General features: G+C 65.0%; 28 protein-coding genes and 1 tRNA gene. 19 read left to right on the top strand and 10 right to left on the bottom strand.

Translation table 11 applies throughout. The annotated features are described in order from the left end of the window. The first annotated feature begins 21 nt into the window (after positions 1-21). Both ASF81_RS06840 and ASF81_RS06845 read left to right on the top strand, forming a co-directional pair. Positions 22-2,511: a helicase-related protein gene (locus ASF81_RS06840; RefSeq protein ID WP_055806643.1), complete on the top strand. Its 2,490-nt coding sequence runs from the start codon at positions 22-24 to the stop codon at positions 2,509-2,511. Beyond that, entirely contained in the window at positions 2,508-2,783 is a 276-nt protein-coding gene (locus tag ASF81_RS06845; RefSeq protein ID WP_055806646.1) for an RNA-binding S4 domain-containing protein, read from the top strand. The genes ASF81_RS06840 and ASF81_RS06845 overlap by 4 nt, the downstream gene beginning before the upstream one ends. Positions 2,784-2,852: 69 nt before the next feature. Here the strand turns inward: ASF81_RS06845 and ASF81_RS06850 are convergent, their stop codons facing one another. Then, entirely contained in the window at positions 2,853-3,479 is a 627-nt protein-coding gene (locus ASF81_RS06850; protein WP_055806650.1) for a YceI family protein, read from the bottom strand. A 171-nt stretch (positions 3,480-3,650) separates the two neighbouring features. On the opposite strand from ASF81_RS06850, the gene fdxA reads away from it, so the two are divergent. Beyond that, complete coding sequence (fdxA, locus tag ASF81_RS06855) at positions 3,651-3,992, top strand: ferredoxin FdxA (protein ID WP_017505910.1); 342 nt, start codon at positions 3,651-3,653, stop codon at positions 3,990-3,992. A 300-nt stretch (positions 3,993-4,292) separates the two neighbouring features. Then, complete coding sequence (locus ASF81_RS06860) at positions 4,293-4,823, top strand: CarD family transcriptional regulator (protein ID WP_055753908.1); 531 nt, start codon at positions 4,293-4,295, stop codon at positions 4,821-4,823. Positions 4,824-4,896: 73 nt separating this feature from the next. Here the strand turns inward: ASF81_RS06860 and ASF81_RS06865 are convergent, their stop codons facing one another. Then, a complete protein-coding gene (locus ASF81_RS06865; RefSeq protein WP_038294089.1) occupies positions 4,897-5,376 on the bottom strand; it encodes a DUF3617 family protein in 480 nt (159 codons plus the stop codon). Positions 5,377-5,612: 236 nt separating this feature from the next. Here ASF81_RS06865 and rpmB point away from each other — a divergent pair, with 236 nt between their 5' ends. Together rpmB and ASF81_RS06875 are read left to right on the top strand one after the other, a co-directional pair. After that, complete coding sequence (rpmB, locus tag ASF81_RS06870; protein WP_026108540.1) at positions 5,613-5,909, top strand: 50S ribosomal protein L28; 297 nt, start codon at positions 5,613-5,615, stop codon at positions 5,907-5,909. A gap of 109 nt (positions 5,910-6,018) precedes the next feature. Beyond that, positions 6,019-7,743: a M1 family metallopeptidase gene (locus ASF81_RS06875; protein ID WP_055806655.1), complete on the top strand. Its 1,725-nt coding sequence runs from the start codon at positions 6,019-6,021 to the stop codon at positions 7,741-7,743. A 7-nt stretch (positions 7,744-7,750) separates the two neighbouring features. On the opposite strand, the gene ASF81_RS06880 is transcribed toward ASF81_RS06875, so the two are convergent. Continuing rightward, on the bottom strand, positions 7,751-8,527 hold the full coding sequence (locus ASF81_RS06880) for a transglutaminase family protein (protein WP_055806658.1): 777 nt from the start codon (positions 8,525-8,527) through the stop codon (positions 7,751-7,753). Positions 8,528-8,659: 132 nt separating this feature from the next. Here ASF81_RS06880 and ASF81_RS06885 point away from each other — a divergent pair, with 132 nt between their 5' ends. The 3 genes from ASF81_RS06885 to ASF81_RS06895 are packed head-to-tail and all read left to right on the top strand — an operon-like array spanning position 8,660 to position 12,405. Continuing rightward, a complete protein-coding gene (locus tag ASF81_RS06885) occupies positions 8,660-9,247 on the top strand; it encodes a biliverdin-producing heme oxygenase (RefSeq protein ID WP_055806662.1) in 588 nt (195 codons plus the stop codon). Continuing rightward, on the top strand, positions 9,244-11,418 hold the full coding sequence (locus ASF81_RS06890; protein WP_055806665.1) for a histidine kinase dimerization/phosphoacceptor domain -containing protein: 2,175 nt from the start codon (positions 9,244-9,246) through the stop codon (positions 11,416-11,418). The genes ASF81_RS06885 and ASF81_RS06890 overlap by 4 nt, the downstream gene beginning before the upstream one ends. 57 nt (positions 11,419-11,475) lie before the next feature. Next, positions 11,476-12,405 carry a DMT family transporter gene (locus tag ASF81_RS06895; protein ID WP_055806668.1) on the top strand — a complete coding sequence of 310 codons (930 nt, stop codon included), beginning with the start codon at positions 11,476-11,478 and terminating at the stop codon, positions 12,403-12,405. An 85-nt stretch (positions 12,406-12,490) separates the two neighbouring features. On the opposite strand, the gene ASF81_RS06900 is transcribed toward ASF81_RS06895, so the two are convergent. Next, positions 12,491-12,694, bottom strand: a complete 204-nt coding sequence (locus ASF81_RS06900) for a cold-shock protein (protein ID WP_017505920.1) — start codon at positions 12,692-12,694, stop codon at positions 12,491-12,493. Positions 12,695-12,890: 196 nt separating this feature from the next. After that, complete coding sequence (locus tag ASF81_RS06905) at positions 12,891-13,652, bottom strand: extensin family protein (RefSeq protein WP_055806670.1); 762 nt, start codon at positions 13,650-13,652, stop codon at positions 12,891-12,893. 102 nt (positions 13,653-13,754) lie between these two features. Here ASF81_RS06905 and ppk2 point away from each other — a divergent pair, with 102 nt between their 5' ends. Continuing rightward, positions 13,755-14,504 carry a polyphosphate kinase 2 gene (ppk2, locus tag ASF81_RS06910; RefSeq protein WP_055806673.1) on the top strand — a complete coding sequence of 250 codons (750 nt, stop codon included), beginning with the start codon at positions 13,755-13,757 and terminating at the stop codon, positions 14,502-14,504. A 6-nt stretch (positions 14,505-14,510) separates the two neighbouring features. Here ppk2 and ASF81_RS06915 read toward each other — a convergent pair whose 3' ends face one another. Genes ASF81_RS06915 through tsaD form a run of 3 tightly spaced genes read right to left on the bottom strand, consistent with a single transcriptional unit; the run spans position 14,511 to position 17,051 of the window. After that, entirely contained in the window at positions 14,511-14,894 is a 384-nt protein-coding gene (locus tag ASF81_RS06915; RefSeq protein ID WP_055806676.1) for a Rieske (2Fe-2S) protein, read from the bottom strand. Continuing rightward, a complete protein-coding gene (locus ASF81_RS06920; RefSeq protein ID WP_055807017.1) occupies positions 14,887-15,885 on the bottom strand; it encodes an NAD(P)H-dependent glycerol-3-phosphate dehydrogenase in 999 nt (332 codons plus the stop codon). The genes ASF81_RS06915 and ASF81_RS06920 overlap by 8 nt, the downstream gene beginning before the upstream one ends. A gap of 26 nt (positions 15,886-15,911) precedes the next feature. Beyond that, the gene (gene tsaD / locus ASF81_RS06925; protein ID WP_055807020.1) at positions 15,912-17,051 is read right to left on the bottom strand and encodes a tRNA (adenosine(37)-N6)-threonylcarbamoyltransferase complex transferase subunit TsaD; all 1,140 of its coding nucleotides are present in this window, start codon (positions 17,049-17,051) and stop codon (positions 15,912-15,914) included. 46 nt (positions 17,052-17,097) lie between these two features. Between tsaD and hemC the strand changes: the two genes are divergently transcribed. The 4 genes from hemC (at position 17,098) to ASF81_RS06945 (ending at position 22,302) form a co-directional block, all read left to right on the top strand. Further along, positions 17,098-18,051 (top strand): hydroxymethylbilane synthase, encoded by a 954-nt coding sequence (hemC, locus tag ASF81_RS06930; RefSeq protein ID WP_055806679.1) that lies wholly within the window; start codon positions 17,098-17,100, stop codon positions 18,049-18,051. Next, entirely contained in the window at positions 18,048-18,755 is a 708-nt protein-coding gene (locus ASF81_RS06935; protein ID WP_055806682.1) for a uroporphyrinogen-III synthase, read from the top strand. Before hemC ends, ASF81_RS06935 begins: the two co-directional genes overlap by 4 nt. A 41-nt stretch (positions 18,756-18,796) precedes the next feature. Beyond that, positions 18,797-18,872 (top strand) — tRNA-Thr (locus tag ASF81_RS06940). 214 nt (positions 18,873-19,086) lie between these two features. Beyond that, on the top strand, positions 19,087-22,302 hold the full coding sequence (locus ASF81_RS06945) for a type ISP restriction/modification enzyme (RefSeq protein WP_200932902.1): 3,216 nt from the start codon (positions 19,087-19,089) through the stop codon (positions 22,300-22,302). A gap of 312 nt (positions 22,303-22,614) precedes the next feature. Here the strand turns inward: ASF81_RS06945 and ASF81_RS06950 are convergent, their stop codons facing one another. Beyond that, a complete protein-coding gene (locus tag ASF81_RS06950; protein ID WP_055806689.1) occupies positions 22,615-22,872 on the bottom strand; it encodes a helix-turn-helix transcriptional regulator in 258 nt (85 codons plus the stop codon). A gap of 199 nt (positions 22,873-23,071) precedes the next feature. Here ASF81_RS06950 and ASF81_RS15015 point away from each other — a divergent pair, with 199 nt between their 5' ends. The 5 genes from ASF81_RS15015 to ASF81_RS06970 all read left to right on the top strand — a co-directional run bounded on the left by ASF81_RS15015 (position 23,072) and on the right by ASF81_RS06970 (position 25,159). Next, positions 23,072-23,377, top strand: coding sequence for a hypothetical protein (locus ASF81_RS15015; RefSeq protein WP_156363167.1), 306 nt, complete (start codon positions 23,072-23,074; stop codon positions 23,375-23,377). Next, positions 23,374-23,808 carry a hypothetical protein gene (locus tag ASF81_RS06955; RefSeq protein WP_055806692.1) on the top strand — a complete coding sequence of 145 codons (435 nt, stop codon included), beginning with the start codon at positions 23,374-23,376 and terminating at the stop codon, positions 23,806-23,808. The genes ASF81_RS15015 and ASF81_RS06955 overlap by 4 nt, the downstream gene beginning before the upstream one ends. 201 nt (positions 23,809-24,009) lie before the next feature. Further along, positions 24,010-24,405, top strand: a complete 396-nt coding sequence (locus ASF81_RS06960) for a hypothetical protein (RefSeq protein WP_156363168.1) — start codon at positions 24,010-24,012, stop codon at positions 24,403-24,405. An 80-nt stretch (positions 24,406-24,485) separates the two neighbouring features. Further along, positions 24,486-24,875 (top strand): hypothetical protein, encoded by a 390-nt coding sequence (locus ASF81_RS06965; protein ID WP_055806699.1) that lies wholly within the window; start codon positions 24,486-24,488, stop codon positions 24,873-24,875. Next, positions 24,872-25,159 (top strand): hypothetical protein, encoded by a 288-nt coding sequence (locus tag ASF81_RS06970; RefSeq protein ID WP_055806702.1) that lies wholly within the window; start codon positions 24,872-24,874, stop codon positions 25,157-25,159. The genes ASF81_RS06965 and ASF81_RS06970 overlap by 4 nt, the downstream gene beginning before the upstream one ends. A 45-nt stretch (positions 25,160-25,204) precedes the next feature. On the opposite strand, the gene ASF81_RS06975 is transcribed toward ASF81_RS06970, so the two are convergent. After that, complete coding sequence (locus ASF81_RS06975; RefSeq protein ID WP_055806707.1) at positions 25,205-25,582, bottom strand: LysR family transcriptional regulator; 378 nt, start codon at positions 25,580-25,582, stop codon at positions 25,205-25,207. Between the last annotated feature and the right edge of the window lie 161 nt (positions 25,583-25,743).

Raw genomic sequence — 25,743 nt, forward strand, 5'->3', positions numbered from 1 at the left:
CGTCGCCACCTTAGTCGCGACATGAGCGACCGGTCCGCAGGCCTCGCCCCGTCCCGCGTGACTGCGGTCCTGGGGCCCACCAACACCGGCAAGACCCATCTGGCGGTCGAGCGGATGCTGGGTCACGCCTCGGGCATGATCGGCCTGCCGCTGCGCCTGCTGGCGCGCGAGATCTATGAGCGGATCGTCAAACAGCGCGGCGCGGCGGCCGTCGCCCTGATCACGGGCGAGGAAAAGATCGTCCCGCCGCGCCCGCACTATTTCGTCTGCACCGTCGAGGCCATGCCGCTGGAGCGATCGGTCGAGTTTCTGGCCATCGACGAAATCCAGCTGGTCGCCGACCCCGAACGCGGCCACGTCTTCACCCAGCGGCTACTGCACGCGCGCGGTCGGTTCGAGACGATGTTCCTAGGCGCCGGAACCATGGAGCCGCTGATCCGCCGCCTTGTCCCGGACGTGGAGATCGTGACGCGCGACCGGCTGTCCACCTTGTCCTATGCGGGGTCCAAGAAGCTGACCCGCCTGCCCCGCCGCAGCGCCATCGTCGCCTTCTCGACCGATCGGGTCTACGCCATCGCTGAACTGATCCGGCGTCAGCGCGGCGGCGCGGCGGTGGTGATGGGCAGTCTGTCTCCTCGCACCCGCAACGCCCAGGTGGCCCTGTATCAGTCGGGTGAGGTCGATTTCCTCGTCGCCACCGACGCCATCGGCATGGGGCTGAACATGGATGTGGACCATGTCGCCTTCGCGGGCCTGAGAAAGTTCGACGGGCGGCGCACCCGCTGGCTTCACGCCCATGAAATCGGCCAGATCGCCGGGCGGGCCGGCCGGCATCTGCGCGACGGCACCTTCGGCGTCACCGCCGAGGCCGAGGATCTGGACCCCGATCTGGTCGAACAGGTGGTCGAGCATCGGTTCGATCCGATCGAGGCGGCAGAGTGGCGGAACTCCCGGCTGGATTTCGACACCCTGCCCGATCTGCTGCGCTCGCTGACGGTGACGCCCCAGCGATCGGGGCTGAGCCTGACGGCGGAGGCGCTGGACGAGACCCTGCTGCGGCGTCTGATCAAGGACGAGGAGATCGCGCGCGTGGGGCGCTCGCGCGGGGCGGTCATGCGTCTGTGGGAAGCGTGCCAGTTGCCCGACTTCCAGAAGACGACGCTGGATGAACACGCCCGGCTGGCTAAGGATGTCTTCCACGCCCTGACCGGCAAGCGCGGCCGGCTGACCGACGACTGGATGGCGCCGCGCTTCGCCTTCGTGGATCGTGACGACGGTCAGATCGACCAGCTGTCGGCGCGGCTGTCGGCGGTGCGCACCCTGTCCTACATCGCCAACCGGCCGGACTGGGTCCACGACGCGCAAGGCTGGCGCGACAAGACCCGCGCGCTGGAGGACCGGCTGTCCGACGTGCTGCACGAGCGGCTGACCGCCCGGTTCGTGGATCGCCGCACCACCGCCCTGATGCGAGCGCTGAACGTGCGCGAAGACACGTTTGCAGGCGTCGCCGATGACGGCGAGGTCACGGTCGAGGGTCAGGTCGTCGGCCAGCTGGAGGGCGTGCGCTTCCACATGGAGAAGGGCTCGTCGGCCCTGGAAGACCGGACCCTGCGCCAGGCGGCCGTGCGTGCGGTGACGCCCGAGATCAATCGACGGCTGGGGCGCCTGGCGGCCGAGACCGACGAAGGCTTTTCGGTCACGCCGGACGGGGCGGTGCTGTGGCGCGGCGTGCTGACGGCGCAGATCAATGCAACGCCGCAAGGGGTCGATCCCTTTACGCCCTCCGTGCGCCTGTTGGGCGATCTGGGACCGACGCCCGCCCGCGAGCGCGCCCAGCGCCGGATCGAGGCGTGGCTGGCGGCGGAAGCGGGCCGTGCGCTGCGTGATCTGCGACGGCTGCGTCAGGCGGTGGAGTCGGGGACATTGAAGGGCCTTCCGCGCGGCATCGCCTTTCGCCTGATCGAGGCCGGCGGCGTGATCGACCGGCGCGAGGTCGAACGCGATTTAGCCGCGCTCAGTCAGGTCGAGCGCCGCACGCTGCGCAGTTTCGCCATCCGCATCGGGGCGCATTCGGTGTGGCTGCCCGGCCTTCAAAAGCCGCGCGCCCGCCATTTCGCCCAGGCCTTCGTCGCCGCGCCGCTGATCCCGGCGACGCCCGATCTGATCCCCGCGCCCATGGAGCCGCCCTCGGCGCGGCTATTGTCCGCGCACGGATTGCGATTGGCTGGACGGTGGCTGGCGCCGGTCGAGACGCTGGAGAAGATGGCCGAGCTGCGGGCCGCCAATCACGGCCGGCTGTCCGACGAGGCCCTGACCGATCTGGGCTGGCGCGCCGATCAAGCGAAACAGGTCATCGCCGCCCTGAAGGTCGAACGCGCCCGCCTGCCCGACAAGCCGGGCGCAGCGCCGAAGATCGTTAAGGACTCGCCCTTCGCCGCCCTCGCCGCCCTGACGGAGGCGCCGCCGGCCCAGCCCAAGCGTCGTCGGCCGCGTCGAAAGGCGAAGGCTTGAACGAGAACGCCTGTCGCATCGACATCTGGCTGTGGCGCGCGCGGTTCGTGAAGACGCGCGGCCTGGCGGCCGATCTGGTGGAGCGGGGGGCGGTGCGGCTGACGCATCAGGGGCGCGAGACGCGGCTCGACAAGCCCAGCCGATGCGTTCACGTCGGCGACCTGCTGACCTTCGCCCAGAACGGACGCGTCACCAGCCTGAAGGTCGAGGGGCTTGGCGAAAGGCGCGGACCCGCAGAGGAGGCCCGCGCCCTGTATTCGCTTACGGTATAAATTGCCTCAAGTAGCGCGAAGCGCGGTAGGCCCAAAAGAACGGCCTCAAGTCGCGCGCAGCGCGATAGCCTACTTCTGAATGACGAACTCGCCTTCGATGTGCAGCTTCACCTCGTCGGAGACGGCCGGCAGGGCGTAGTTGATGCCGAAGTCCGAGCGTTTGATGGTCGCTTCGCCGTCGAAGCCGGCCTTGTAGGTGCCCATGACGGTTCCGGCGCCGTTGAACTCGACCTCGATGGTGACGGGCCTGGTCACGCCCTTCAGGGTCAGATCGCCGACCACGGTCGCCTCGTTGGCGTCATCGGCGTCGACCGTGACCGAGCGCGAGACGAAGGTCGCCGTCGGATATTGGGCGGTGTCGAAGAAGTCGGCGGTCTGCAGGTGGGCCTTCAGACGGTCGTCGTTGGGCGCCACGTCGGTCAGCGGGATGGTCGCGGTCAGGGTCGAGGCCGAGGGGTTGGCCGGGTCCAGCTTCAGCACCGCCTTCACGTTCACGAACTGGCCCGTATAGGTCGACAGGCCGAAGTGATTGACCGACCAGGTGATCTTGCCGTGGCTGGATTCCAGATCGTAGGTCCCGGCGGTGACTTCGGCAGGGTTCTTGGTCAGGGCGGCCTGAGCCACGACCGCGCCGCCTGCGACCAGGCTGAGGGCGGCCGCGCCGGCGACGGCGTATTTCATGAAGGGGGTGCGCATGGGGATTTCCTGTCGATGGGGCGGATATGCAATCAATACAGTTGCGATTAGGCGCCGTTCTGTCAAGACGCTGCGAATGGCTCTCGCCTTAAGCCGCGCTGTTGACAGTTGGGTGCGTGGCCGCCATGTCGCAGGCCTCCCGCCCACAGACCGACACCCGTTTCTCGCCCAATGACCTACATCGTCACCGACGCCTGCGTGAAATGTAAGTTCATGGACTGCGTCGAGGTGTGTCCGGTGGACTGCTTCTACGAGGGCGAGAACTTCCTTGTGATCGCGCCGGACGAATGCATCGACTGCGGTGTGTGCGAACCGGAATGCCCGGTCGACGCCATCGTGCCGGACACCGAGGACGAGCCGGACGGCAAATGGCTTCAAGTCAACGCCGAGTACGCCAAGGTCTGGCCGAACATCACCGTCAAGGGCACGCCCCCCGCCGACCGCGAGCAGTATGAGCGCGAAACCGGCAAATACGAGAAATACTTCAGCCCCAAGCCGGGCAAGGGTTCCTGATTTCAGGACCGGCTCCGCTCAAGCCTTGCCGTATTTGCACGTCCGCCCTGTGGACGTTTTGAAATTCTGCAGATTTGTGATAGGTTCTGTTCCATTGGATCGGGCGGTCCGCGAAATCTTCGCGCCGCCCGTGTTTGCGACAGAATCCCGCCCTAGACGGGATCGGCCAGAGGTTTGGTGATCCGTTTCCGCTTTTGACGCCCGACATCATCCCCTCCGACGGAGCGATCCGGCGGGTGAGATCCTGTCTGCGTTTCCTGCGCCTTCGTTTCGCCCGGCCCTGACCGGGAAAGGACGATTATGACGAGCAAGACTGGTCTGGAGTTCAAGGTTGGCGACGCGGTCGTCTATCCGGCGCACGGCGTCGGCAAGGTGGCGGCGATCGAAACCCAGGAAGTCGCGGGCATGTCGCTGGAGGTCTATGTCGTGACCTTCGACCACGAGAAGATGACCCTGCGCGTCCCGACCAAGAAGGCCGTGACGGCCGGCCTGCGTTCGCTGGCCGCCGACGACGTCGTGACCAAGGCCCTGACCACCCTGAAGGGCCGCGCGCGCATCAAGCGCACCATGTGGTCGCGTCGCGCCCAGGAATACGAAGCCAAGATCAACTCCGGCGACCTGATCTCCATCGCCGAAGTGGTCCGCGACCTGCACCGCGCCGACACTCAGCCGGAGCAGTCCTATTCGGAGCGCCAGCTCTATGAATCGGCCCTGGACCGCATGGCGCGCGAAGTCGCCGCCGCCAACAAGATCGACAAGGACGCCGCCGTCGAGCTGCTCGCCAAGTCGCTCAGCGCCAAAAAACCGATCCCGACCGCCGAAGCCGCCTAAGCTTCGAGTCTCGGACTAAAGAAAAGGCCCCGGAGCGATCCGGGGCCTTTTTTGATGCGTCGCAGAGCCGGGGTCAGAAGTATTCGGCGTTGGCCGGGCACTGGGCGCTGATGCGGCGCGCGGTGATGCTGGCGGGGATATAGGGGGTGCCGCGCACGATCTGGGCGCCGCCGCGGAAGCTGAAGCTGGTTTCGGTGTAGGTCCCGTTCAGGCGAACGGCGATGCGACGGCCCTTGCGATCCTGGCAGGTTCCCTCGAAGCGGGCGTTGCCATTGCCGACCACGCGGGTCGGATAGGTGCAGCGCCACTTGTTGGTCGACAGGCCGCCGAAGAATCGGTTGATCTCGCTGGGCCGCACGCACTTCTGCTCGGTGTCGCGCTGGCCCACCGCGCTGGTAGTGTATTCCCAATAGCCGGGCAGGACTTCGGACTGAGCCGCAGTCTGGGCCGGGGCGATGGCGGGCGAGGCCAGCATGAAGCCGCCGGCCATCACCGGGGCCAGGACGGCGAGCGCGCGCTTGGGCAGGCGATCGATCAAGGACGGACGGGACATGGAAGCCTTCTGTTCTGCTTGGGTCTCTTTTGAGGTCGTCATCATATGGGCCATACAGGGCGGCATTTGAATGACGGCTGAACGAGGCGTGGGGACGATCCGTCCAGACTCGGCTTGACGCCGAACCGCCTCTTCCCTTATACGGCCCCCTCTCGCGCGGGCTGGTTCCCGCGCGCAACTGTTTCATGCGTCCTCTCCCACGCTCGGGCTGGACGCCGCACCTTAAGGATCTGACGATGTCGCGTCGTTGCGAACTCACCGGTATCGGCCCCATGGTCGGCCACAACGTGAGCCACTCGAACATCAAGACCAAGCGCCGCTTCCTGCCGTCGCTGAAGACGGTCAAGGTCACGTCGGAAGCCCTGGGCCAGACGTTCAGCCTGCGCATCTCGAACGCTGCGCTGCGCACCCTGGACTACAAGGGCGGCCTGGACGTCTTCATCGTCAAGGCACGCGACGAGCAGCTGTCGATCGCCGCTCAGCGCATCAAGCGCCAGATTCGCGCCAAGCTGGCCGAACAAGCCGCCGCCTGATCGGCGACCGCGACATAGAATTCTGGAAGAGGCCGGTGGAAACACCGGCCTTTTTCTTTGCGCCATTGCCCGCTCACGCTAGCCTGTCGCCTCAGAGAGGGACGGCTTCATGCGCATCAAGATTTTGCTTTTGGCCGCAGCCAGCGCCCTGACGCTGTCGGCCTGCGCCACCGTCGCCCAGCCGGCGCCGACGCCGCGCGAATCGACCGCCTTCACCTTGGCCACCGATCAGCCGCTGACGCCGGAACAGCAGGCGATGCAGTTCGACAAGGCCGATTTGTCGATCATGGTCCTGCCCGACGACAAGGCCATCGACGCGGTCGCCGTGCTGGACTTCACCGCCAAGGCGCCCCTGACCGCTCTGGTCGTCGAACTGGACACCCTGCTGACCATTTCCTCGGTCCAGATCGACGGAGTCGAGGTCGCTGTCGATCGCTGGTCCAACCCCGAAGGCCGGCTGACGGTGCAGTTGCCCCACATGTTGGCCACGGGCCGGTCGGTAGCCCTGCGCGTCGCCTACGCCGGCCAGCCGCGCGTGGCGCCCCGTGCGCCTTGGGACGGCGGCTTCGTCTGGTCCACCGCGGCGTCGGGCGAGCCATGGATCGCCACGGCGGTTCAGGGCGAGGGCTGCGACATCTTCTGGCCCTGCATCGACAGCCCGCACGGCGAGCCGGGCCGCGTCGATCTGCACATCACCGTCCCGTCGGCCCTGTCGGCGCCGTCCAATGGCCGCTTCCTGGGCAAGGTCGATCACGGCGACGGCTGGACCACCTGGAACTGGTCGGCGAAATCGCCCAACACCTACGCCATCGCGCTGAACGTCGGGCCCTACGAAGAGGTGTCGCGCGAATACGCCAGCCGGTTCGGCAACACGATCCCGATGCGCTACTGGCATCTGAAATCGGACACGCCCGAACAGGTCCACGGCCTGTTCGCCCAGTTCCCTAGGATGCTGGACTTCTTCGAAGCCACCGTCGGCCCCTTCCCCTTCGGCGACGAGAAAATGGGCGTGGTCGAGACCCCGCACCTGGGCATGGAGCACCAGACGATCAATGCCTACGGCAACGGCTACAAGATCGACGGGCGGGGCTATGACTGGCTGTTGCAGCACGAGTTCGCCCACGAATGGTTCGGCAACCAGCTGACCAATCAGAACGCCGACGACATGTGGCTGCACGAGGGATTGGGCAGCTATATGCAGCCGCTCTATGCGCGCTGGCTGCTGGGCGACCGCTATATGCAGCGCGAACTGGCCAACCAGCGCGAGGGTTTGATCAACAAATATCCGGTCGTCTCGGGCACGCCCAAGACCGAAGACGAGGTCTACAAGGGCGACGTTGGGCCGGGCAATGACATTTATTCCAAGGGCTCGCTGATCAGCCATTCGCTGCGGATGTTGATCGGCGACACGGCCTTCCACGACGCGGTCACGCGCCTGGTCTATGGGCGAGCCGACCCCAGACCAGGGAACTTCGCGCCGCTTTATCGTTCGACTGGAGACTTCCTCGCGATCATCAACGACGTTACGGGCCGGGACTACGGCTGGTTCTTCCGCGGCTATCTCTACAACGCCGCCCTGCCGGTGCTGACCCAAACCCGCGACGGCGATGTGCTGAAGCTGGAGTGGACGACCGGCGACGGCGGCGTCTTCCCCATGCCGCTGGAGGTCGAGATCGACGGGCGCGTTCAGACCGTGGCCATGACCGGCGGTCGGGGCCAGATCGCGGTTCCGGCCGGCGCCCATGTCTTGATCGATCCGCAGAACAAGGTGCTGCGCCAGATGGACGTGATCGACGAGCTTCAGGCCTATAAGGCGGCGCAGAAGCCGAAGTAGCGGCCGGTCAGGCCTCGGCCACCGTCACCGACTGGCGCACCATCTGACAGCGCTCCTGCGTCGTCAGGAAGGCGATGTCCGCCGCGTCCCGCCCGCAGGCGATCCGCACCAGACCCTCGACCGGCGCCAAGCCTGTCGGATCGACCAGCCACCAGCCGTTATCCAGCCAGACTTCGAAGATGGCGTGAAAGTCGGGCGGGCTGAGTTGGTGGGCGAAAGCGCTGACCGCGCGCGCAGGAATGCCCGACGCCCGACACAGTGTCATGCCTAGATGGGTGAAGTCGCGGCACACGCCGGCCCGGTCGATGAAGGTGCGCGCCGCCGTGGTTTCGGTGTCCGACACGCCGTGCTCGTAAGCGACGTTCTCGGTGATCCAGTTCAGGATCGCCAGCACACGCGCGCCGCCCGCCGTGTCGCCGAACTCGCGCGTCACGAAGCGGCCGAACTGATCCGACGGGCAATAGCGGCTGGGCTGGAGATAGGGCAGGACCTCGGCGGGCAGCTCGCCCCAGTCATGCTGGGATACGCTAGGCGGCAGGCCCTTCAGCACGCCGTTTTCGACCACCGCCTCATAGGTCAGCTTGACCTCGCCCTCGACATGGCAACGCAGGGTGCGGGCGCCGAAGTCGACGTCCTCGTCCTCATGGAAATCAACCGGCGGGTCGAAGGTCAGGGTTTCTTCCAGAATGTCCTGACCCGGCCAGTGCGCGACCTGGATCTTGTAGATGGCGTCCGTCGGCGGATCGAAACGATAGACGAGTTCGGCGCGGACGCGCAGTTTCATGAAAATCTGCCGATCAAAGGGAGATGAGAAGGTTGCTGGTGAACGCCACGCGGTCTGGGCCGTTCCGTGGTGGTCCGCGCCTTCTGGCCTGTGCAAATCGACAAGACAAGACAGTGTGTTAATCTGAGCCCCATGATCGCTTCCCCTGCCCTTCTCGCTCTTCGGGAAGCCACCGCCTCAGCCCACGAAACCCTGGAAGTCCAGGCCCACATCGAGCCGCGTCTGGCGGACCACGCCACGCGGCCGGCGACCGTGGCGGCCTTTTACCGCTTCCATGCCGGACTGGAGCCGCTCAGCCATCCGCTGGTGGCGGCGTTGAACGCCGAACTGGGCGCCGGCTTCGAACCGCGATCACGTGCGAACGGGATCGCCCAGGACCTGACGATACTGGGTCAGCGCATTTCTCCGCCCGCGCGTCCGGCTGCGCCCGCCTCGGCCGGCGAAGCCCTGGGCTGGGTCTATGTGGCCGAAGGTTCGATGCTGGGCGGTCGGATCATTCGACGCCGGCTGGCCGCCGAGGGTCGCGATCTGGACGGCCTCGGCTTTCTGGATCCTTATGGCGAAGAGACCGGCGCACGCTGGCGAGCCTTCATGGATTTGCTGGACCGGGCCTGCGTTAGCGGCCACGTCACGATCGATCAGGTGGTGAAGGGCGGCATCGACGGTTTCGCCTTCGCCCACCGCACCTTGCAACCCCAGCCGCAGGAGGCCGCGGCATGACCGAGACGCTCGACCTGGCCGACGCCGCGCTGAACGAGTGCGATCGCGAGCCGATCCACATTCCTCAATCGATCCAACCGCACGGCTTCATGCTGGTGCTGGATCTGCAATCCCTGACCATCCGCCAGGGGGCGGGCGCGATCGAGGAGTTGACGGGCCGCAAGGTCTGGATCGATCGCACCGTCGCCGACGTGTTGGGCGATGTCGCCGACCGGGCCGTGCGCGCCATGGCCGCGCATCAGGAGGCCGGCTTCGCCTGTCGCTGGCGCGCGACCAATCGTCTGGAATACGACGTCGTGGTGCATCGTGCGCCGGGAACCACTTCTGGCACGATCAACGATCTGATGATCATCGAGGTCGAGCAGAGCTCGCAGCAGGCCCGCCTCGGCGTCGATCTGATCGCCAACCTGGACGCCGCCGGCGCCGCGCTGGAACGGGCGGTGACGATCCAGACGGTGTCCGAGCGGGCGGCCGACGCCTTCCGTCGCCTGACCGGTTTCGACCGGGTGATGATCTATCGCTTCCAGGACGACGAGGCGGGTCAGGTCGTGGCCGAAAGCCGCGCCGATGGGTCCGGCTCCTTCCTCAACCATCACTTCCCCGCCACAGACATCCCGCAGCAGGCGCGCGCCCTTTATCTGCGCAACCCCGTGCGGGTCATCCCGGACAGCCGCTATACGCCCCAGCCCCTGCGCCCCATTGCGCCCGGCGAGGCGCCGCTGGACATGAGCGACAGCGGCCTGCGCTCGGTGTCCCCGATCCATCTGCAATATCTGCGCAACATGGACGTTCGGGCTTCGGCTTCGGTTTCGATCATCGTCGATGACGCCCTGTGGGGGCTGGTCGCCTGCCACAACGCCTCGCCTAAACTGCTGCCCTATGAGCTGCGCGTAGGCTGCACGGCCCTGGCGCGTAATCTGGCGCGACAGCTGAAGTCCAGGACCGACGCCGACCTCTATCGCGAGCGCACGCGCCTGCGCCGGATGGAGGACGAACTGCTTTCACGGCTGTCGCCAGACCGGCCGATGCAAGAGGCGCTGGGCGAAAAGGCCGACGCCCTGATGCAGCTGACCAGCGCGGACGGTCTGGCCATCGTCAGCGACAGGGACATCCAGACCTTTGGCCATACGCCGCCCGAAGACGGCGTACGCGCCATCGCCGCCTGGGCTGCGGGACGGCCGGGCCTGCGCCCCGTCTCGTCGCACAACCTGGCCTCGGTTCTGCCCGCCGCCGAGGCCTGGAAGACACACGCCAGCGGTCTGCTGGCGGTGGCCCTGCCTCTGGATCAGCCGGTGTCGCTGCTGTGGTTCCGCTCGGAGGTGCTGGAAACGGTGCGTTGGGCCGGCAATCCCGCAACGGCGGAGAAGACTGGCCCCAACGCCATTCTGACGCCCCGCGCCTCGTTCGAAAGCTGGTCGGACACCGTCTCGGGCCGCGCGCACCGCTGGGGCCCCGCCGCCGTGGAATCCGCCGCCCGGCTCAGAGACGCGCTGGCCGACTACGCCGCGGTCCATCAGATCCGACGGCTGAACCGATCGCTACAGGACCGCCTGTCCGAGCGCGACCTGCGGCTGGAACAGCAGCAGTATCTGATCCGCGAGGTGAACCACCGGGTTCAGAACAGCCTGACGCTGGTGTCCAGCTTCCTGGGCCTTCAGGCGCGAGAACAGGCGGGCGGCTCGGCCGCGACCGCGCTGAACGAGGCGCGACGTCGCGTGCGCGCCGTCTCTGCGGTCCACAGCCGGCTTTATTTGAGCGATCAGGTCACGACCATCGACATGAGCCGCTATATCGGCGAGCTGATCGGCGATCTGGGCTCCAGCATGGGGCCCGACTGGGCCGCCGCCATCGAAACCGATCTGGACCCGGTCTGCATCGAGCCAGGGCGCGCCATCACCATCGGCCTGATCCTGACGGAACTGATCATCAACGCCCAGAAATACGCCTATGGCGGCAAGCCTGGTCCGTTGCGGATCGCCTTCCAGGAAGACGGCGCCTTCTTCCGCATGACGGTGGAGGACGAGGGCGCCGGCGGGCATCTGGCCGGCAAGGGTTTCGGCTCGATGATGATCAAGAGCCTGGTCGGTCAGTTGGACGGGACGATCGACTATCGAGACCGCGCGCCGGGCCTCAGCGTCGTGTTGCGGTCGCGGATCGACCCGCTCGTTTAAGGCGCGGCCTGACGGCGCCTGTGGCGTCAGGTCGCATGGCGCCGTAAGAGCCGGGCCATGTCCGCCATGGCCTTTCGTCCCTCCTCGCGCGCCTTTGCGCTGATCGTTCTGCTGATCGCGGCCAGCGTGTTGGGCCTGGCGCCCATTCTGGTGCGATTGACCGAGACGGGACCGGCGGCGGCGGGGTTTTGGCGGTTTCTCTTCGCCCTGCCCCTGCTGACGATCCTGGCGGCGCGCGAGCCGGGCGGCGTCGGCGGGCCGTCGAAATGGGCGCTGCTGGCGGGCCTGTTCTTCGCCCTGGACCTCAGCTTCTGGCACTACGGCATCGTCATGACCTCGGTCGCGAACGCGACGGTGCTGTGCAACCTGACGCCGGTCGTCGTGACCCTGTTCGGCTGGTTTGTGCTGAAGGAGCGGCCGCACCGGCTGTTCATCCTGGCCCTGGCCCTGGCCATGGGCGGCGCCTTCGCCATGGCGGCGGGCGCCGATGGCGGCCAAGGGACCAATCCGATGCTGGGCGACCTGTTCTCCCTGTCGGTGGCGGTCTGGTACTCGGGCTATTTTCTGGCGGTGCAGGCGGCGCGGCGCACGGCCGGCGCGATGCGGGTGACCTTCTGGGCGACCCTGCTGGGCGCGCCCCTGCTGTTGATCGTCGCCCTGGCGCTGGGCGAGGCCGTCATCCCCGCCGGACCGGCCGGCTGGGCCGCCTGCATGGCCATGGGCGTGATGCACGTCTTCGGCCAAGGCGGCGTGGCCTGGGCGCTGGGCAAACTGCCCGCCTCTGTCACGGCCGTGACCATCCTGATCCAGCCTGTTGTCGCGGGCCTGCTGGGCTGGTGGATCTTCGGCGAAACCCTGACGCCGGTTCAGGCCCTGGGCGGCGCCCTGGTGCTGGGCGCCATCGTCCTGGCGCAGCGGTCCCAACACACCAAGACCGTCCAAGCCGCCGAGACCAAGCCGCAGGACGCATCAAACGGGCTCAAGTAGCGCGAGGCGCGGTAGCCCGGAAAAAACAAAACGGGCGCGGGAGAAACTCCCGCGCCCGCCTCTAAGCCTTGAAGGCTGGATCGACTTAAAGGACCTTGAGGTCGATCGCCGAGGTCTTGCCGCGCTGGTTTTCCAGCTCGTATTCGACCTTGGCGTTCTCATCGAGGCCCTGAAGTCCGGCCTTCTGAACGGCGGTGACGTGAACGAACACGTCGGAGCCGCCGCTATCGGGCTGGATGAAGCCGTAGCCCTTGGTGGGGTTGAACCACTTGACCGTGCCGGTCGCCATGTCTGCGTCTCCGTAAACGCGCTTTTCCAGGCGGATCCCCCTCGAGGTGACCCGACAATCCATCTGGACAGCTCGTTCAGGCGAAGGAGCGAAACGCGGGTTTGGACCCCACGCGAAATCCGGACTGCAGCGATGTTGTCACCCGGCTTTTCCAGACGGTCAACAGCAAAGCGAGTCGCACCGGATGCATTCAGGCTTAACGACAGAGGCCCCGCGCGGCCCCGTCGATGTGCAGATGGTTGGCGTGGGCGGCGTTGTAGTCCGGCGTCAACACCGTCGAGAACAGCTGGCAGGCCCCGTCGCGCAAGGCGTGGAGGAAGCGGCCGCCCGGCTCGCCCGCCGGCCCGTCGCCGCGCCAATCGTTCAGAACGCTGACGGTCCGACCGTCCTTCAAAGTCACCGCTGCGACATCCAGCGCATTGGCTTTGGCATGTTCGCTGGGCCGCTCGGCCTCGTCCTGCGAGCCGTAGATGCGGCGGCACGAATAGGTGCCATAGTTTTCCACCCGCGCGGGGGCCGAGCCCAGACTGTCGCGCGAGGCCGGGCGCAGCACCTGTCGTTCCCAGATGACGTAGCGGACCGCCAGCGGGCACTGCATGACGACGTCGGACGGCGCCAGCGGCGTCACCTCGCCGCCCGTGATTCGCACCGCCCCGCGCACCACGCAGAAGCCGCCGTCGTCGCGGTCGGGCGCGCGTTCGACCTTAACCCCAGCATTGCGCAGCGCCTGCATACAGGCCTCGGTCGCGCCCTCGACAGCCTCGGGGGTGGCGGCGGTCGGCACATCGAATCCGGCGACCTTGGCAGCTGTCGCGCGGCCCAAAGGCCGATCCAGATCCAGCGGCTTCCACGGCAGGTCCTGGGGCGGGGCGAAGGCGTTCAGCAACGCAAAGCCGGCGCAGACCAGCAGCGCCAGCTCCCACACCAGATTCCACATGTCCGCCAGATCGCGCTTCATTCGGCCCCTCGCAGGCCGGACGGGCCCGGCGCCTTAACGCCCAGCTTCGCAGTCGGCTCCCTCGCCCTTGCTCTCTGCCGGCCCTCGGCCCACTCTCTTACCATGGGAAAGAAATCCGACGCCTATGACGCCGAGCTGGAACAGATCCAGCTGGCCATCGTCCAGACCCAGGCCTGGAGCATCGAGCATGGCTCGCGCGTGGTCATCGTGCTGGAGGGGCGCGACACCGCCGGCAAGGATGGCGCGATCAAGCGCCTGACCGAACATATGTCGCCGCGCCAGACCCGCGTCATCGCCCTGCCCAAGCCCAGCGACCGCGAGACGAGCCAGTGGTATTTCCAGCGCTATGTCCCGCACCTGCCGGCGGCGGGCGAGACGGTGATCTTCAACCGGTCCTGGTACAACCGCGCCGGGGTCGAGCCGGTCATGGGTTATTGCACGCCCGAGCAGTACGCCCAGTTCATGACCGACGCGCCGCGCTTCGAACGGATGCTGACCGACGACGGGATCATTCTGATCAAGATTTGGCTGGATATCTCGCGCAAGGAGCAGGCCAAGCGGTTGAAGGAACGCCGCGAGGATCCGTTGAAGAAGTTCAAGCTGTCGTCGCTGGACGCCGAGGCCGAGGCGCGGTTCGACGCCTATTCCGACGCCCGCGACCGGATGCTGGACGAGACCGACCGCGACTATGCGCCCTGGACCGTCGTCGCCACCGACGACAAGAAGACGGCGCGCCTGAACATCGGCCGCTACATCCTGTCGGTGTTGAGCCACACGAGCATCGACATCACGAAACCGGATCCCGACGTGGTCTTCAGCGCCGGCAAGGCCAAGGGCAGACTGGCGCGGTGAAGCGCCTCAGGCCGTTCTGACGATCCCGCCAGAGGCCGCCACCGGCCAGGGCGTCAGTCGCCCGCCCGCGCAGGGGCCGCCCTTGCATTCGCCGGTCAGCGGCTCGAACACCGCCCCGTGCCAGCCGCACAGGATCAGTGCGCCGTCCGGCGTCAGATAACGGTCGATCTCCATGGCGATGGGAAAACCTGCGTGCGGGCAGCGATCGACCCAGCCCGCGACCTGACCGTCCTTCCTGACCACGAAGCCGTGGAAGAAGGCCTCGCCGATCTGCAGCACGAAGCCGCGCGAGCCTGGGTCGGCGATGTCGCCCTCGGCACACAGGGCCACGCCGGGCGGCGTCTTCCAGGCCCGTTTGCGCTCGGCCGGCGCCTCGGCCGCTTCAGACACGCTCGGCCTTCAGCGGGCGCGACAACAGGCCGTCGATCAGACCATCGACATCAATCTCGCCGGCCAGCAGGGCGGCGACCCCTTCCGAAATCGGGATTTCCACGCCCAGACGCGCGGCCAGTTCGCGAACCGCCGGCGCGCTCTCATAGCCTTCCGCCACCGACCGTTTGCCGGCCAGGGCCTGTTCGACCGTCTGGCCCTGACCCAAGGCCAGACCCAGGCTCATGTTGCGCGACTGGGGGCTGGAGCAGGTCAGGACGAGGTCGCCCAGGCCGCACAGGCCCGCCACCGTCTCCGCCTCCCCCCCCATGGCGACGGCGAGGCGAGTCATTTCCGCAAAGCCGCGCGTGATCAGGGCGGCGTGGGCGCTGCGGCCCAACTGGCGCCCCTCGGAGATGCCGCAGGCGATGGCCAGCACGTTCTTCAGCGCGCCGCCCGCCTCGGCGCCCACCAGATCGGTCGCCAGATAGGGTCGGAAGCCCGGCGCCGACAGGGTGTTCAGCAAGGCCTCGCCCAGCGCCTGATGGGCGCAGGCCAGGGTCACGGCGGTCGGCAGGCCGCGCGACACCTCGCCCGCGAAACTGGGACCGGATAGGACGGCGGCGGGGGCGTCCGGCAGGGTCTCGGCCAGTACCTCGGTCATCAGCTTCATCGTGCCGCGCTCGACCCCCTTGGAGCACAGCACCACCGGCACGCCGGCGCGATAGTAGGGCGCAAACGCCGTCAGCGTCGCGCGCATATGCTGGGCCGGCGGCACCGCCAGGATCACGTCGCAATCCCCGAGATCGGCCAGATCGGCGGTGAATTTCAGTTCGTCGGCCAGCGGCACGCCGGGCAGATAGAGGTCGTTGGCCCGCGTCGCCCGCATCGTCTCGACCAACTGCTGCTCGCGCGCCTGCAAGGTCGTGTCCAGTCCGGCCCGAACGCACACCTGCGCCAGAGCCGTGCCCCAGGCGCCCGCGCCGATGACCCCTGCCGTGCGGAATTCCATACGCCCTCCCGAGGCGGTTTCGTTCGTCATGCTTTCGCGCCCTTGCGGCCCGGCTTGTGCGAAGGATCGGACAGGGCGCGCGCTTCGTCCAGCGGCCATCGCGGCCGGGCGACCACGTCGATGTCGCTGGTCAGGCCCAGCGCCAGCCGTTCCGCCCCGGCTAGGGCGATCATCGCCGCATTGTCGGTGCAATAGGCCATGGGCGGCGCCAGGAAGTCGAAGCCGTGTTTCGCCGCCGTCGCCTGCAAGGTCGCGCGGATGGTCTTGTTGGCCGCGACCCCGCCTGCCACCACGAACAGACGGTGGTCATGCGTCTCCGCATAGGCCGCCAAGGCTCGCTCAGACCGATCCGACAGCTGGCGCGCGATGGCGTTCTGCACCGCATCGGCCAGATCCGCCGTGTCCTGCTCAGTCTGGCAGGTCTGGGCGATACGGAAGGCCGCGGTCTTAAGGCCCGAGAAGGAAAAGTCGCAATCCTTGCGGCCCAAGAGGGCGCGCGGCAGATCGATCTTGGACCCATCGCCCTGCATGGCCAGCCGCTCCAGCGCCGGGCCGCCCGGATAACCCAGGCCCAAGGCCTTGGCGATCTTGTCGAAGGCCTCGCCGGCCGCGTCGTCAATGGTGGCCCCCATCCGGCTCATATCGCCGACGCCGCGCACCTCCAGAAGCTGGCAGTGGCCGCCCGAGACCAGCAGCAGCAGGAAGGGATAGGCGACCTCCGCCCCCAGCCGGGCCGACACCGCATGCCCCTCAAGATGGTTGACCGCCACCAGCGGCAAACCGCGCGCGAGCGCCGCCGCCTTGCCGAAACTGAGGCCCACCATGACCCCGCCGACCAGACCCGGCCCGGCGGTCGCCGCGACCCCGTCCAGCCCGTCATAGCCCATATCGGCCTCGGCCATCGCGCGGCGTGTGACCTCGGCGATCATCTCGACATGGCTGCGCGCCGCGATCTCGGGCACCACGCCGCCATAGGCCGCATGGTCGTCGATCTGGCTGTGAACGACCGAGGACAGCACCTCCGCCCGACCGCCCGTCAGGCGCACGACCGAGGCGGCGGTCTCATCGCAACTGGTCTCCAGGCCCAGCACCGTCAGCGGACCGGGACGAGGGGGGACATCCCGTCCAGTTGCCGCATCGGCGCCGCTGCTATAGTCGGCGGACATCTCCATCGGGTCGAGGTAGCGACCCGGCGACCGGTGCGCAACGCTCATGACCTTTCCTCTCCGCATCGGCACCCGGCGCTCCAAGCTGGCGCTCGCCCAATCCGGCATGATGCAACGCGCCATCGGTCGCGCCCTGAACGTGCCCGAGGCCGAGATCGAGACCGCCGTTCCTCTGGTCGAGATCGTCACCACCGGCGACCGCATCCAGGATCGCCGCCTGCTGGAGGTCGGCGGCAAGGCCCTGTTCACCAAGGAGATCGAGGAGGCCCTGCTGGCCGGCCGGATCGACATCGCCATCCATTCGATGAAGGACGTCCCTGCCGAACAGCCCGACGGACTGTGCATCGCCGCCATCCCCGAACGCGAGGACGCCCGCGACGCCTTCATCAGCCGTGACTTCGACAGTTTCGACGCCCTGCCCTTCGGCGCGCGCCTGGGCACCGCCAGCCTGAGACGGCAAGCCCAGGCGCTTGCGCTGCGGCCGGACCTGAAAATCGAGATGCTGCGCGGAAACATCGACACCCGCCTGCGCCGCGCGGCCGAGGGCGACTTCGACGCCATCCTGCTGGCCGTCTCGGGCATGACGCGCCTGGGCGTCACCGAACATATCCGCGAGAAACTGTCGCTGGACGCCTTCCTGCCGGCGCCGGGCCAAGGCGCCCTGGCCATCCAGACCCGCGCCGCCGACATCGACGCAGACTGGGTCGCCGCCCTGAACCACCCCGAGACCGCCCTGTGCATCGCCGCCGAGCGCGGCGCCATGACGGCGCTGGAGGGGTCGTGCCGCACCGCCGTCGGCGCCTTTGCCCGCATCGAACACGACACCCTGCATCTGACCACCGAAATGCTCAGCCCGGACGGCTCCGCCCGCTGGCGGCGCGTCGGCGATCTTTTCCAACCGACCGAAGCCGACGCGCGCGCACTGGGCCAACGCCTGGGCGGCGAGGTCCACGCCTCGGCCGGCGATCAGGAAGTCGATCCCGCGACCCTGGACGGATGAACGTCACGCCGACACGCGTATGGATCACCCGCGCCGAACCGGGCGCCGTGCGCACCGCCGCCCGCCTGCGCGACATGGGGTACGAACCGATCGTCGCGCCCCTTCTGACCATCCAGAACCTGACACCGCCCGTTCCCGATCTGGCGCCGTTCGCCGCCTTGGCCTTCACCAGCATCAACGGCGTGGCGGCCTTCGCCGCCCTGACGCCCCGCCGCGACCGTCCGGTCTTCGCCGTCGGCGATGCGACCGCCCAGGCCGCCCATGATGCGGGCTTCGCCGATGTCCACTCCGCATCCGGCGACCTGCGCGATCTCGCCCGCCTGATCGCCAGCGCCATCGCCAACGCCGCCGTCCTGGTCCCTCAAGCGGAAACCCCTGCCGGCGATTTCACCGCTGCCCTCGCCGCCGCCGGCGCCCGTAACGTGTCGGTCCATTCGCTGACAGTCTATCGCGCCATCGAAACGTCAGTCGCAGCGCCCGCACTGTTCGACGCCGTTCTGATCCACTCCCCCCGCGCCGGAAAAGCCCTCGCCAAGCTTCATCACGCCCCCTTGGCCCAGGCCGTCCTCGCCTGCATCTCTCCCGCCGCCGCGGCTCCGCTCGTCGCGCTCGGCCTGACGCCCGTTGTGGCAAAATCGCCCGACGAGACCTCATTACTCACGATCTTGAACGCGGCGCTTGGCAAGCGCGATCCGGCCGTATAAAGACCCCGTCTCGCGCGGACAGCTTCGTCCGTCGCAACCGGGCCGCTTTAGCTCAGCCGGTAGAGCACATCATTCGTAATGATGGGGTCAGGTGTTCGAGTCACCTAAGCGGCACCACCTTCCCAAAGCATCTCTAGCTTTGACGCCTGGCCGGGATAGGCAGGAAGGTGCTTCCGCTTGGGAGTTCCGTGGGTATGCGGTGGAACAGCTTCCGATCCAATTCCGCTCGAAGCCCTACTTTCTGCACGTCCCCTTGCCCGTGATGACACCCGTGAGGTGACAAGTCCTTCTCGGTGCAGCTAGCTTCTCCGAGATTGCGGAGGGTGAATCGTTGATTTCTGAGTATCTCGAGAGGGTTATTGCCCAGTTCAAAAGCGGCCACGCCACTGAACACAGCTACCGCCCCGCGCTAAATGACCTATTCCAAAGCATCGACCCAGCGCTGACGGTCATCAATGAGCCAAAGCAGTCCGAAGGCGGCATGCCCGACTTCATGTTCCAGCGCGACGGCGTCCCCATCGGCTGGGCCGAAGCCAAGGACATCGACAAGGACGTCATCAAGCTCAGGGGCTATTCGGTCGAACAGCGCAAACGCTACGAGGCCGCCTACCCCAACCTGATCTACACCAACGGCGTGGACTTCGAGTTCATCCGCGACGGCCAACAGGTCCACTTCGTCTCCATCGCCGACTTCTTGATGGGCCTCCAGCCTGTTCCGGAAAAGTTCGAGGAGTTGAAACGCCAGCTTAAGCTGTTCGCCGAGCAGAAGCCGATCAGCATCAAATCCGCCTCGAAACTGGCGGAAATGATGGCGGCCAAGGCGGCCATCATCAAGGACGAGATCGGCCTGGCGCTGAAGGAAGATCCTGAGTTTCGGTCCGGCCTCGGCGGCCAGTTTAAGAGCTTCAAGGCCAACTTGCTCCCGAACCTCGAACCGGACGAGTTCGCCGACATCTACGCCGAAACCATCACCTACGGTATGTTCGCCGCCCGCTTCCACGACGACGACCTGACGACCTTCAGCCGTCAGGAGGCGATGGACGACCTGCCAGCCTCCAATCCCTTCCTTAAGGGGCTGTTCGAATACGTCGCCGGCCCGGCACTGCCCAAGCGCCTGACCTATATTGTCGATGATCTAGTCGAGGTCATGCGCGCCTCGGACCCCCATTCGCTGTTCCGCGACTTCGGCAAGTTCACCGCGCGGAACGACCCCTTCATCCACTTCTACGAAGACTTCCTGGCCGCCTATAATCCCAAGAAGCGCAAAAGTCGGGGCGTCTGGTACACACCTGAACCGGTGGTGGACTTCATCGTCCGTGCCGTGGACGATGTGCTGAAGTCCGAGTTCGGCCTTGCCGACGGCTTGGCCGACACCTCAAAGGTTACGGTCGATTGGGACACCGGCCAAAACCACCCCAAGACCGGCAAACCGATCACCGAAAAGCGCCAGGTTCACAGGGTCCAGATTCTCGACCCCGCCACCGGCACCGGCACATTCCTTGCCAAGGCGGTCCAGTTGATCTCGGACCGGGTCAAGGCGCGCGCGCCGGGTAAATGGTCCGGCTATGTCGAACAGGATTTGTTGCCCCGCCTGCACGGCTTCGAGTTGCTGATGGCCAGCTACGCCATGTGCCACATGAAGCTGGACATGCAGTTGGCCGAGAGCGGTTACAAGCCGAGCGCCAAGCCGCCGCGGCTGTCGGTCTGGCTGACCAACGCGCTGGAGCCGGCCGAGCGCGAGGTACGCGACCTGTTTTTCCAGCCGCTCGCGGAAGAGGCGCGAGGTGCAAGTGAGGTCAAGCGACAGTCGCCGATCATGTGTGTGATCGGAAATCCACCATATTCAGGAATATCTCAGAATAATGGAGAATGGATCACGCGTCTGATCGAAGACTATAAGTACATTGGTAAGAAACATTTTGGCGAACGCAAGCACTGGCTGCACGACGACTACGTGAAGTTTATCCGCATGGCTGAGCACACAATCGCACAAAATCCATCCGGAGGCGTCTTAGGATTTATTACTAATCACGGATATTTAGACAACCCGACGTTTCGGGGCATGCGTTGGCGTCTGCTTCAGACGTTCGACAAAATCTGGGTAGTTGATTTGCACGGGAACACGAACAAGCCAGAACCCGTGCCACCTGGTTTGGTTGACAAGAATGTGTTCGACATTCGTCAAGGCGTAGCGCTGGTTATTGCCATACGAAAAGGGAAAACGTTAGGCACCTTGGGTGAGGTCTGGCACGGCGAGATATGGGGTAGTCGCGAAAGCAAGAGCGCTAAGCTTTTTGATCTCAATAGATTTGACGGCGCACCAACTAAGCTTAAACCAGAAGCGCCGTACTTCATGATGGCTCCATTTTCCGTCGCCTCAAGAGACGCCTACGATCAGGGATTTTCCGTCAACGAACTAATGGTTCACAATGTAACTGGGATCGCGACAGCGCGAGACCATCTGGTCATTGGATTCTCCGGAGAGGAACTAAGGCTTCGCATCGAGAAATTCATTGATCCAACGCTTAGCGATAGACAAATCCGAAATATTTTTTTCCCGTCCAGAAAAGACGAGAAATATCTCGCGGGAGACACGCGTGGATGGAAGATTGAGCAGGTTCGACCAGAAATCAGAATGTCAGATTGGAAATCCGATATCAGGCCAGTCTACTACAGACCGTTTGATAAGAGGTGGATAATTTATCGGAAAGATATGGTCGATTGGGGAAGAGAAGCGATAATGAAGAATTATCTGTCATCTCCAAACATCGGCTTACTCATATCCAAAGCTCACAATGACAGTAATTTTGCCCACTCTTTAGTTACCGACACCATATCAGAGGTAATTATTGTGTCAGGAACAACAGCATCGAATGCTGTGAACGTTCCATTGTACATTTATCCCGATACATGTAGCGATCAATCCGACGCCTTCGCCGCCAAGCACCGCACGCTAAATCTCGACCCGAAGCTCTACGCCGCCATCTGCAAAGCCGCCGGGATTGACCCCGCCAATCAGGCAGGGCCGGAGGACGATTTCCGGGCCGCGACGGGCGACGCCCGGCCGAGCGAAATTAAGGTGTTCGACTACATCTACGGGGTGCTGCACTCGCCGGACTATCGCGCGACCTATGCCGAGTTCCTCAAGATCGACTTTCCACGCATCCCCTATCCAGCATCGCCCGAGGTGTTCCGCCAAGTCAGCGACAAGGGCGAGCAACTGCGCCGCCTGCATCTGATGGAGGCGCCCGCCATCGGCGAGACGCACTATCCCTATCACGGCGACGGCGACGACGTGGTCGCGGCTGGCTATCCCAAATTCGAGGGCGATCGAGTCCACATCAACGCCGACCAGTATTTCGACGCCGTGCCCGACATCGCCTGGAACTTCTTCATCGGCGGCTATCAGCCAGCCCAGAAATGGCTCAAGGACCGGCGTGGTCGCGCTCTGTCATGGGACGACATCGGCCACTATCAGAAAGTCATCAAAATCATGATGGAGACGGACACGGTGATGGGGGAAATTTCGCTGCCTATAACTGGGTAGGGTCAAGAGACGCCATCACCTGCCGCGAGCTAGAAGATCCCGAAGCAGCGTCGCCGGATCATGGTCGAGGGCATCCGCGACCTGACCGAATGCGGTCAATCATATGCGCCAATCGCCTCGCTCCACCTTCTACACAGGGCTTTGCGGCCTACCCAGCCGCGCCGCGAGTTCAACCTGAGTGATGTCGGCAGCCTTCTGCACCGAGGTGATGAAGGCACGGAATCCCTGACGCCGCTGCGTGAAAATCGACGACGGCAGAGAGCGCAAACCGCGCCATCTTATTTGAATAATTAGCAAGAAGACGGGAGGCGACTATATCCTCAACGTCGCAGCCAGCCTTCTCGTCACCCGTTCGAATAGCCGGGTTGGTTCGGCATCCATGGCCCTAGCGAGCGCCACGAACTCCAGCACGTCCACGCGACGCTGACCGCGCTCGATGATGGACACGAAGGACTGATCCTTCCCCACGCGCGCGGCCAACTCGGCCTGCGTGAGCCCTGACGCCTGACGCGCTTCAACGAGCACCGCGACGAGGTGCCGATGATCCCCGCCAAAGATCGTCTTGGGCATCGAATGGGCCGCCGAGTCTAAACCGGCAACCCAACTATATGGAAAATCCGCTTATGCGATTTTTCCCTTTCCGATATGGATTTTTTCCATACTCAACGAACGCGATTCACCCTGCCCTACCGTGGAGATGAACACACTCGACCTAAGCCTCTGATCTTCAATCACCAAAAACTCAAACCCATGACGGACCAATCACATCATGAAATCAACCTACGCACTCGCATCATTGCTCGCCCTTTTGGCGGCCTGCGATCAAGGCGTTGCACAAACCACTAAAGCCCCCACTCAAGCCGAAGAAATCGAGGAGTTCTGCAATCAAGTAGCATCGGACTTTGTCGCGAGCGGAGGTCAATCAACCGGTCTGTTCATGGGTAGGATTCAGCAAAAGATGCTCGAAGAAGAATGGGATCCAGAAACGGTCTCCAACACCTGCTCGGAAGCCCTCCGCCGCAAAACAGAGTTTATTCAGCAGCACGCACAGGCAATCGAAAGGCGTGCCCAATGAGACCCTTAGCCTATGCCCTCGCCGCTTCCGCTTTCGCGATCAGTGGCTGCGCTTCGGCACCAGCACGGACGCCCGGCACCTATGTCAGCCAGAGCGAACCCGTCTATCTGATCACCGAGGCTCAGGCCGATCAGATCCTGGTGGACGCCATGAACGTCGAATTCGGCACCAGCCCGATCGTGCGTGTCGAACACCCCAACAGAGGGTATCAAGCCACCATCAAGTTCCTGTTCGACAGCCACCAGATCGTCGGCACGATGGTTCCCTCCAGGGGCCGGAAGGCTGACGGCACGGTGCAGGACGGCTTCTACTTCACCGTCTCTCACAGCGGCACCATGCCCCTCTCTGGCATCACCCGTTCAAAGCGTTTGAAGGACCGGCTCAACCAGGCGGCAGGCGCTCTTTCACCGAGCGTCCCTCCAGCTCGGTAGGTGGTGCCTCACCGGGTCGCTGGCAGGGGCAGGACACAAACGTCCCTCCCCTCGGCCAGAAGCCTGAAAACCTGTTGCGTGTCATCGACTTTAGGGCCGTTCACTAGGACGACCTGACGCCTTCCAAAACTCTAACCATCACCGACCCCCGTGGCCTTGCGCTGCGGGGGTTTTTTCGTGCCCGGAAAGGACATCCAGACCATGCTCTCCCTGAACGACCGCGACGCCGTTACGGCCGCGCTCACAGACCCTAGCCTCGACCCTTCCCTGCGCGCCCTGATCGGACTTCGTGTCTGGCAGGTGGACACCGATCGTCGCCGTCCCCTTGGCGAAATCCTCCAGATCGTCGTCGTCCAGCCGAGCGATCCTCCCGAGGCCATTCACGCCGCCGTCGGCTTCCCCATCACCTGGGACCAGGCCGATCAACCCGGCTGGGAATGGATGAACGACCACGGCTCATGGTTCGAGCTAGCCTACGTCCTGACCGATGATTTCGGGATGCTGGTGTTCGTCGCTGACCATCCCCACACCAACCACACGCTCCGCTTCAACTGCCTGGGCGTTGCCGACCGTCCTCCGACCTCCAACGCCGACTAGGCGTCAACCACTCATCCGACCCGCGCCCTCCGACATCCCGTCGCGAGGGCTTTTTTTGTGCCCGAAGGACACCAGTTTCCATGCTCTGCCTGAACACCCTCGCCGACGTCGCCGGCATAATCAGCGACTCTGACCTAGACGATGACCTGCGCACCCTGATCGCTCATCGCGGATGGCAGGCCTACGCCGATCATCCCTCATGCCTCAGCGAGGACTCCCGGATCGTCGTCGTCCAGGGCGGCGACACCCCCGACGTGATCAACACCGCCGTTGGCTTCCGGATCACTGGCGATGATGCCGAGGAGCCGACCTATGACACCCTGGAAGATCACGGCCTATGGTTCGAGATTGTCTACCGGGGCCGGTGCGGGCGAGACACCGTCGTCTTCGTAGAGAACGGTCCAGGGACGGAGTTGGGCCTGCACCACCTCTGCCTTGTCCACTTCTGGACCGAGGAGGCGGGCCGATGATGGGCCGGTTCCTTCTCCTGCTCATCCTATGCGTCGCCCTCGCCGTGCTCAGGGCCGTCATCGTGGCCACTGTGGCCTTGGTGGTGCTAGCTCTGATCGTCAGCTTCATCACGCGGCCGAGACAGACACTGGTGTTCGTTGGCACCCTTGCCCTGTCTGCCCTGACTGTGACTCAGCCCCTAGCCTGCATCATCACTCTTGCGGCTTTGGGCTTTGTCATCGCTTTTTCGGGCCGCAAGCGACGCCATTCGAAGTCACGGTATCTCGACCCGCCGCACCCGTGATTAGGCGGACAGGCGGGGAGGTCAGACCGGCGACGGCTGACTTCCTCAGCCTTCGCGCGGCTGAATATCAGGGTTCGGCATTATGGCAGCCTCTGTCGTGTCTTCTGGCAAGGGCATTTCGATGGGCGAGATGCGGGCTTGGCGAAGAGTCTCCAGCACCATCTTAGCTTGAGGTAAAAACTTCTCCCCATCACTGGTCAGGCGCAAAGGCCACACTTGGTAATCGACCAGCGGACGAACTCGACCTCGGGCGAGCCACTTCTCAAGCTTCTGGATGTGCTTTGTAACGGTCGCCTGATCGACGCCCATTTGGGCGGCGGCCGCAACACGGGAACTGGCTTCCACTGACCGCACAAACGCCTCCAGCCAAACGACTCGAAGGCCACCGAACTCGGTCAGATCCTCCTCCTTCTTTTTCGCCACGACGCCTCCAGACGCACTGAATCTGCCCTCGCTGGAGCATTACAAAAATTTTATCTGGCCGCCAGTTTGGCAAGGTCCTGCCGGAAGTATCGTCCGCTAGGAAACGTGGTTTTGCCCCGCCAAAACAGAGATTTGCTCCCATTTACACCGTGAAATTCGCC

It is taken from the genome of Brevundimonas sp. Leaf168 (assembly GCF_001423685.1).
Classification (GTDB): Bacteria; Pseudomonadota; Alphaproteobacteria; order Caulobacterales; family Caulobacteraceae; genus Brevundimonas; species Brevundimonas vesicularis_C.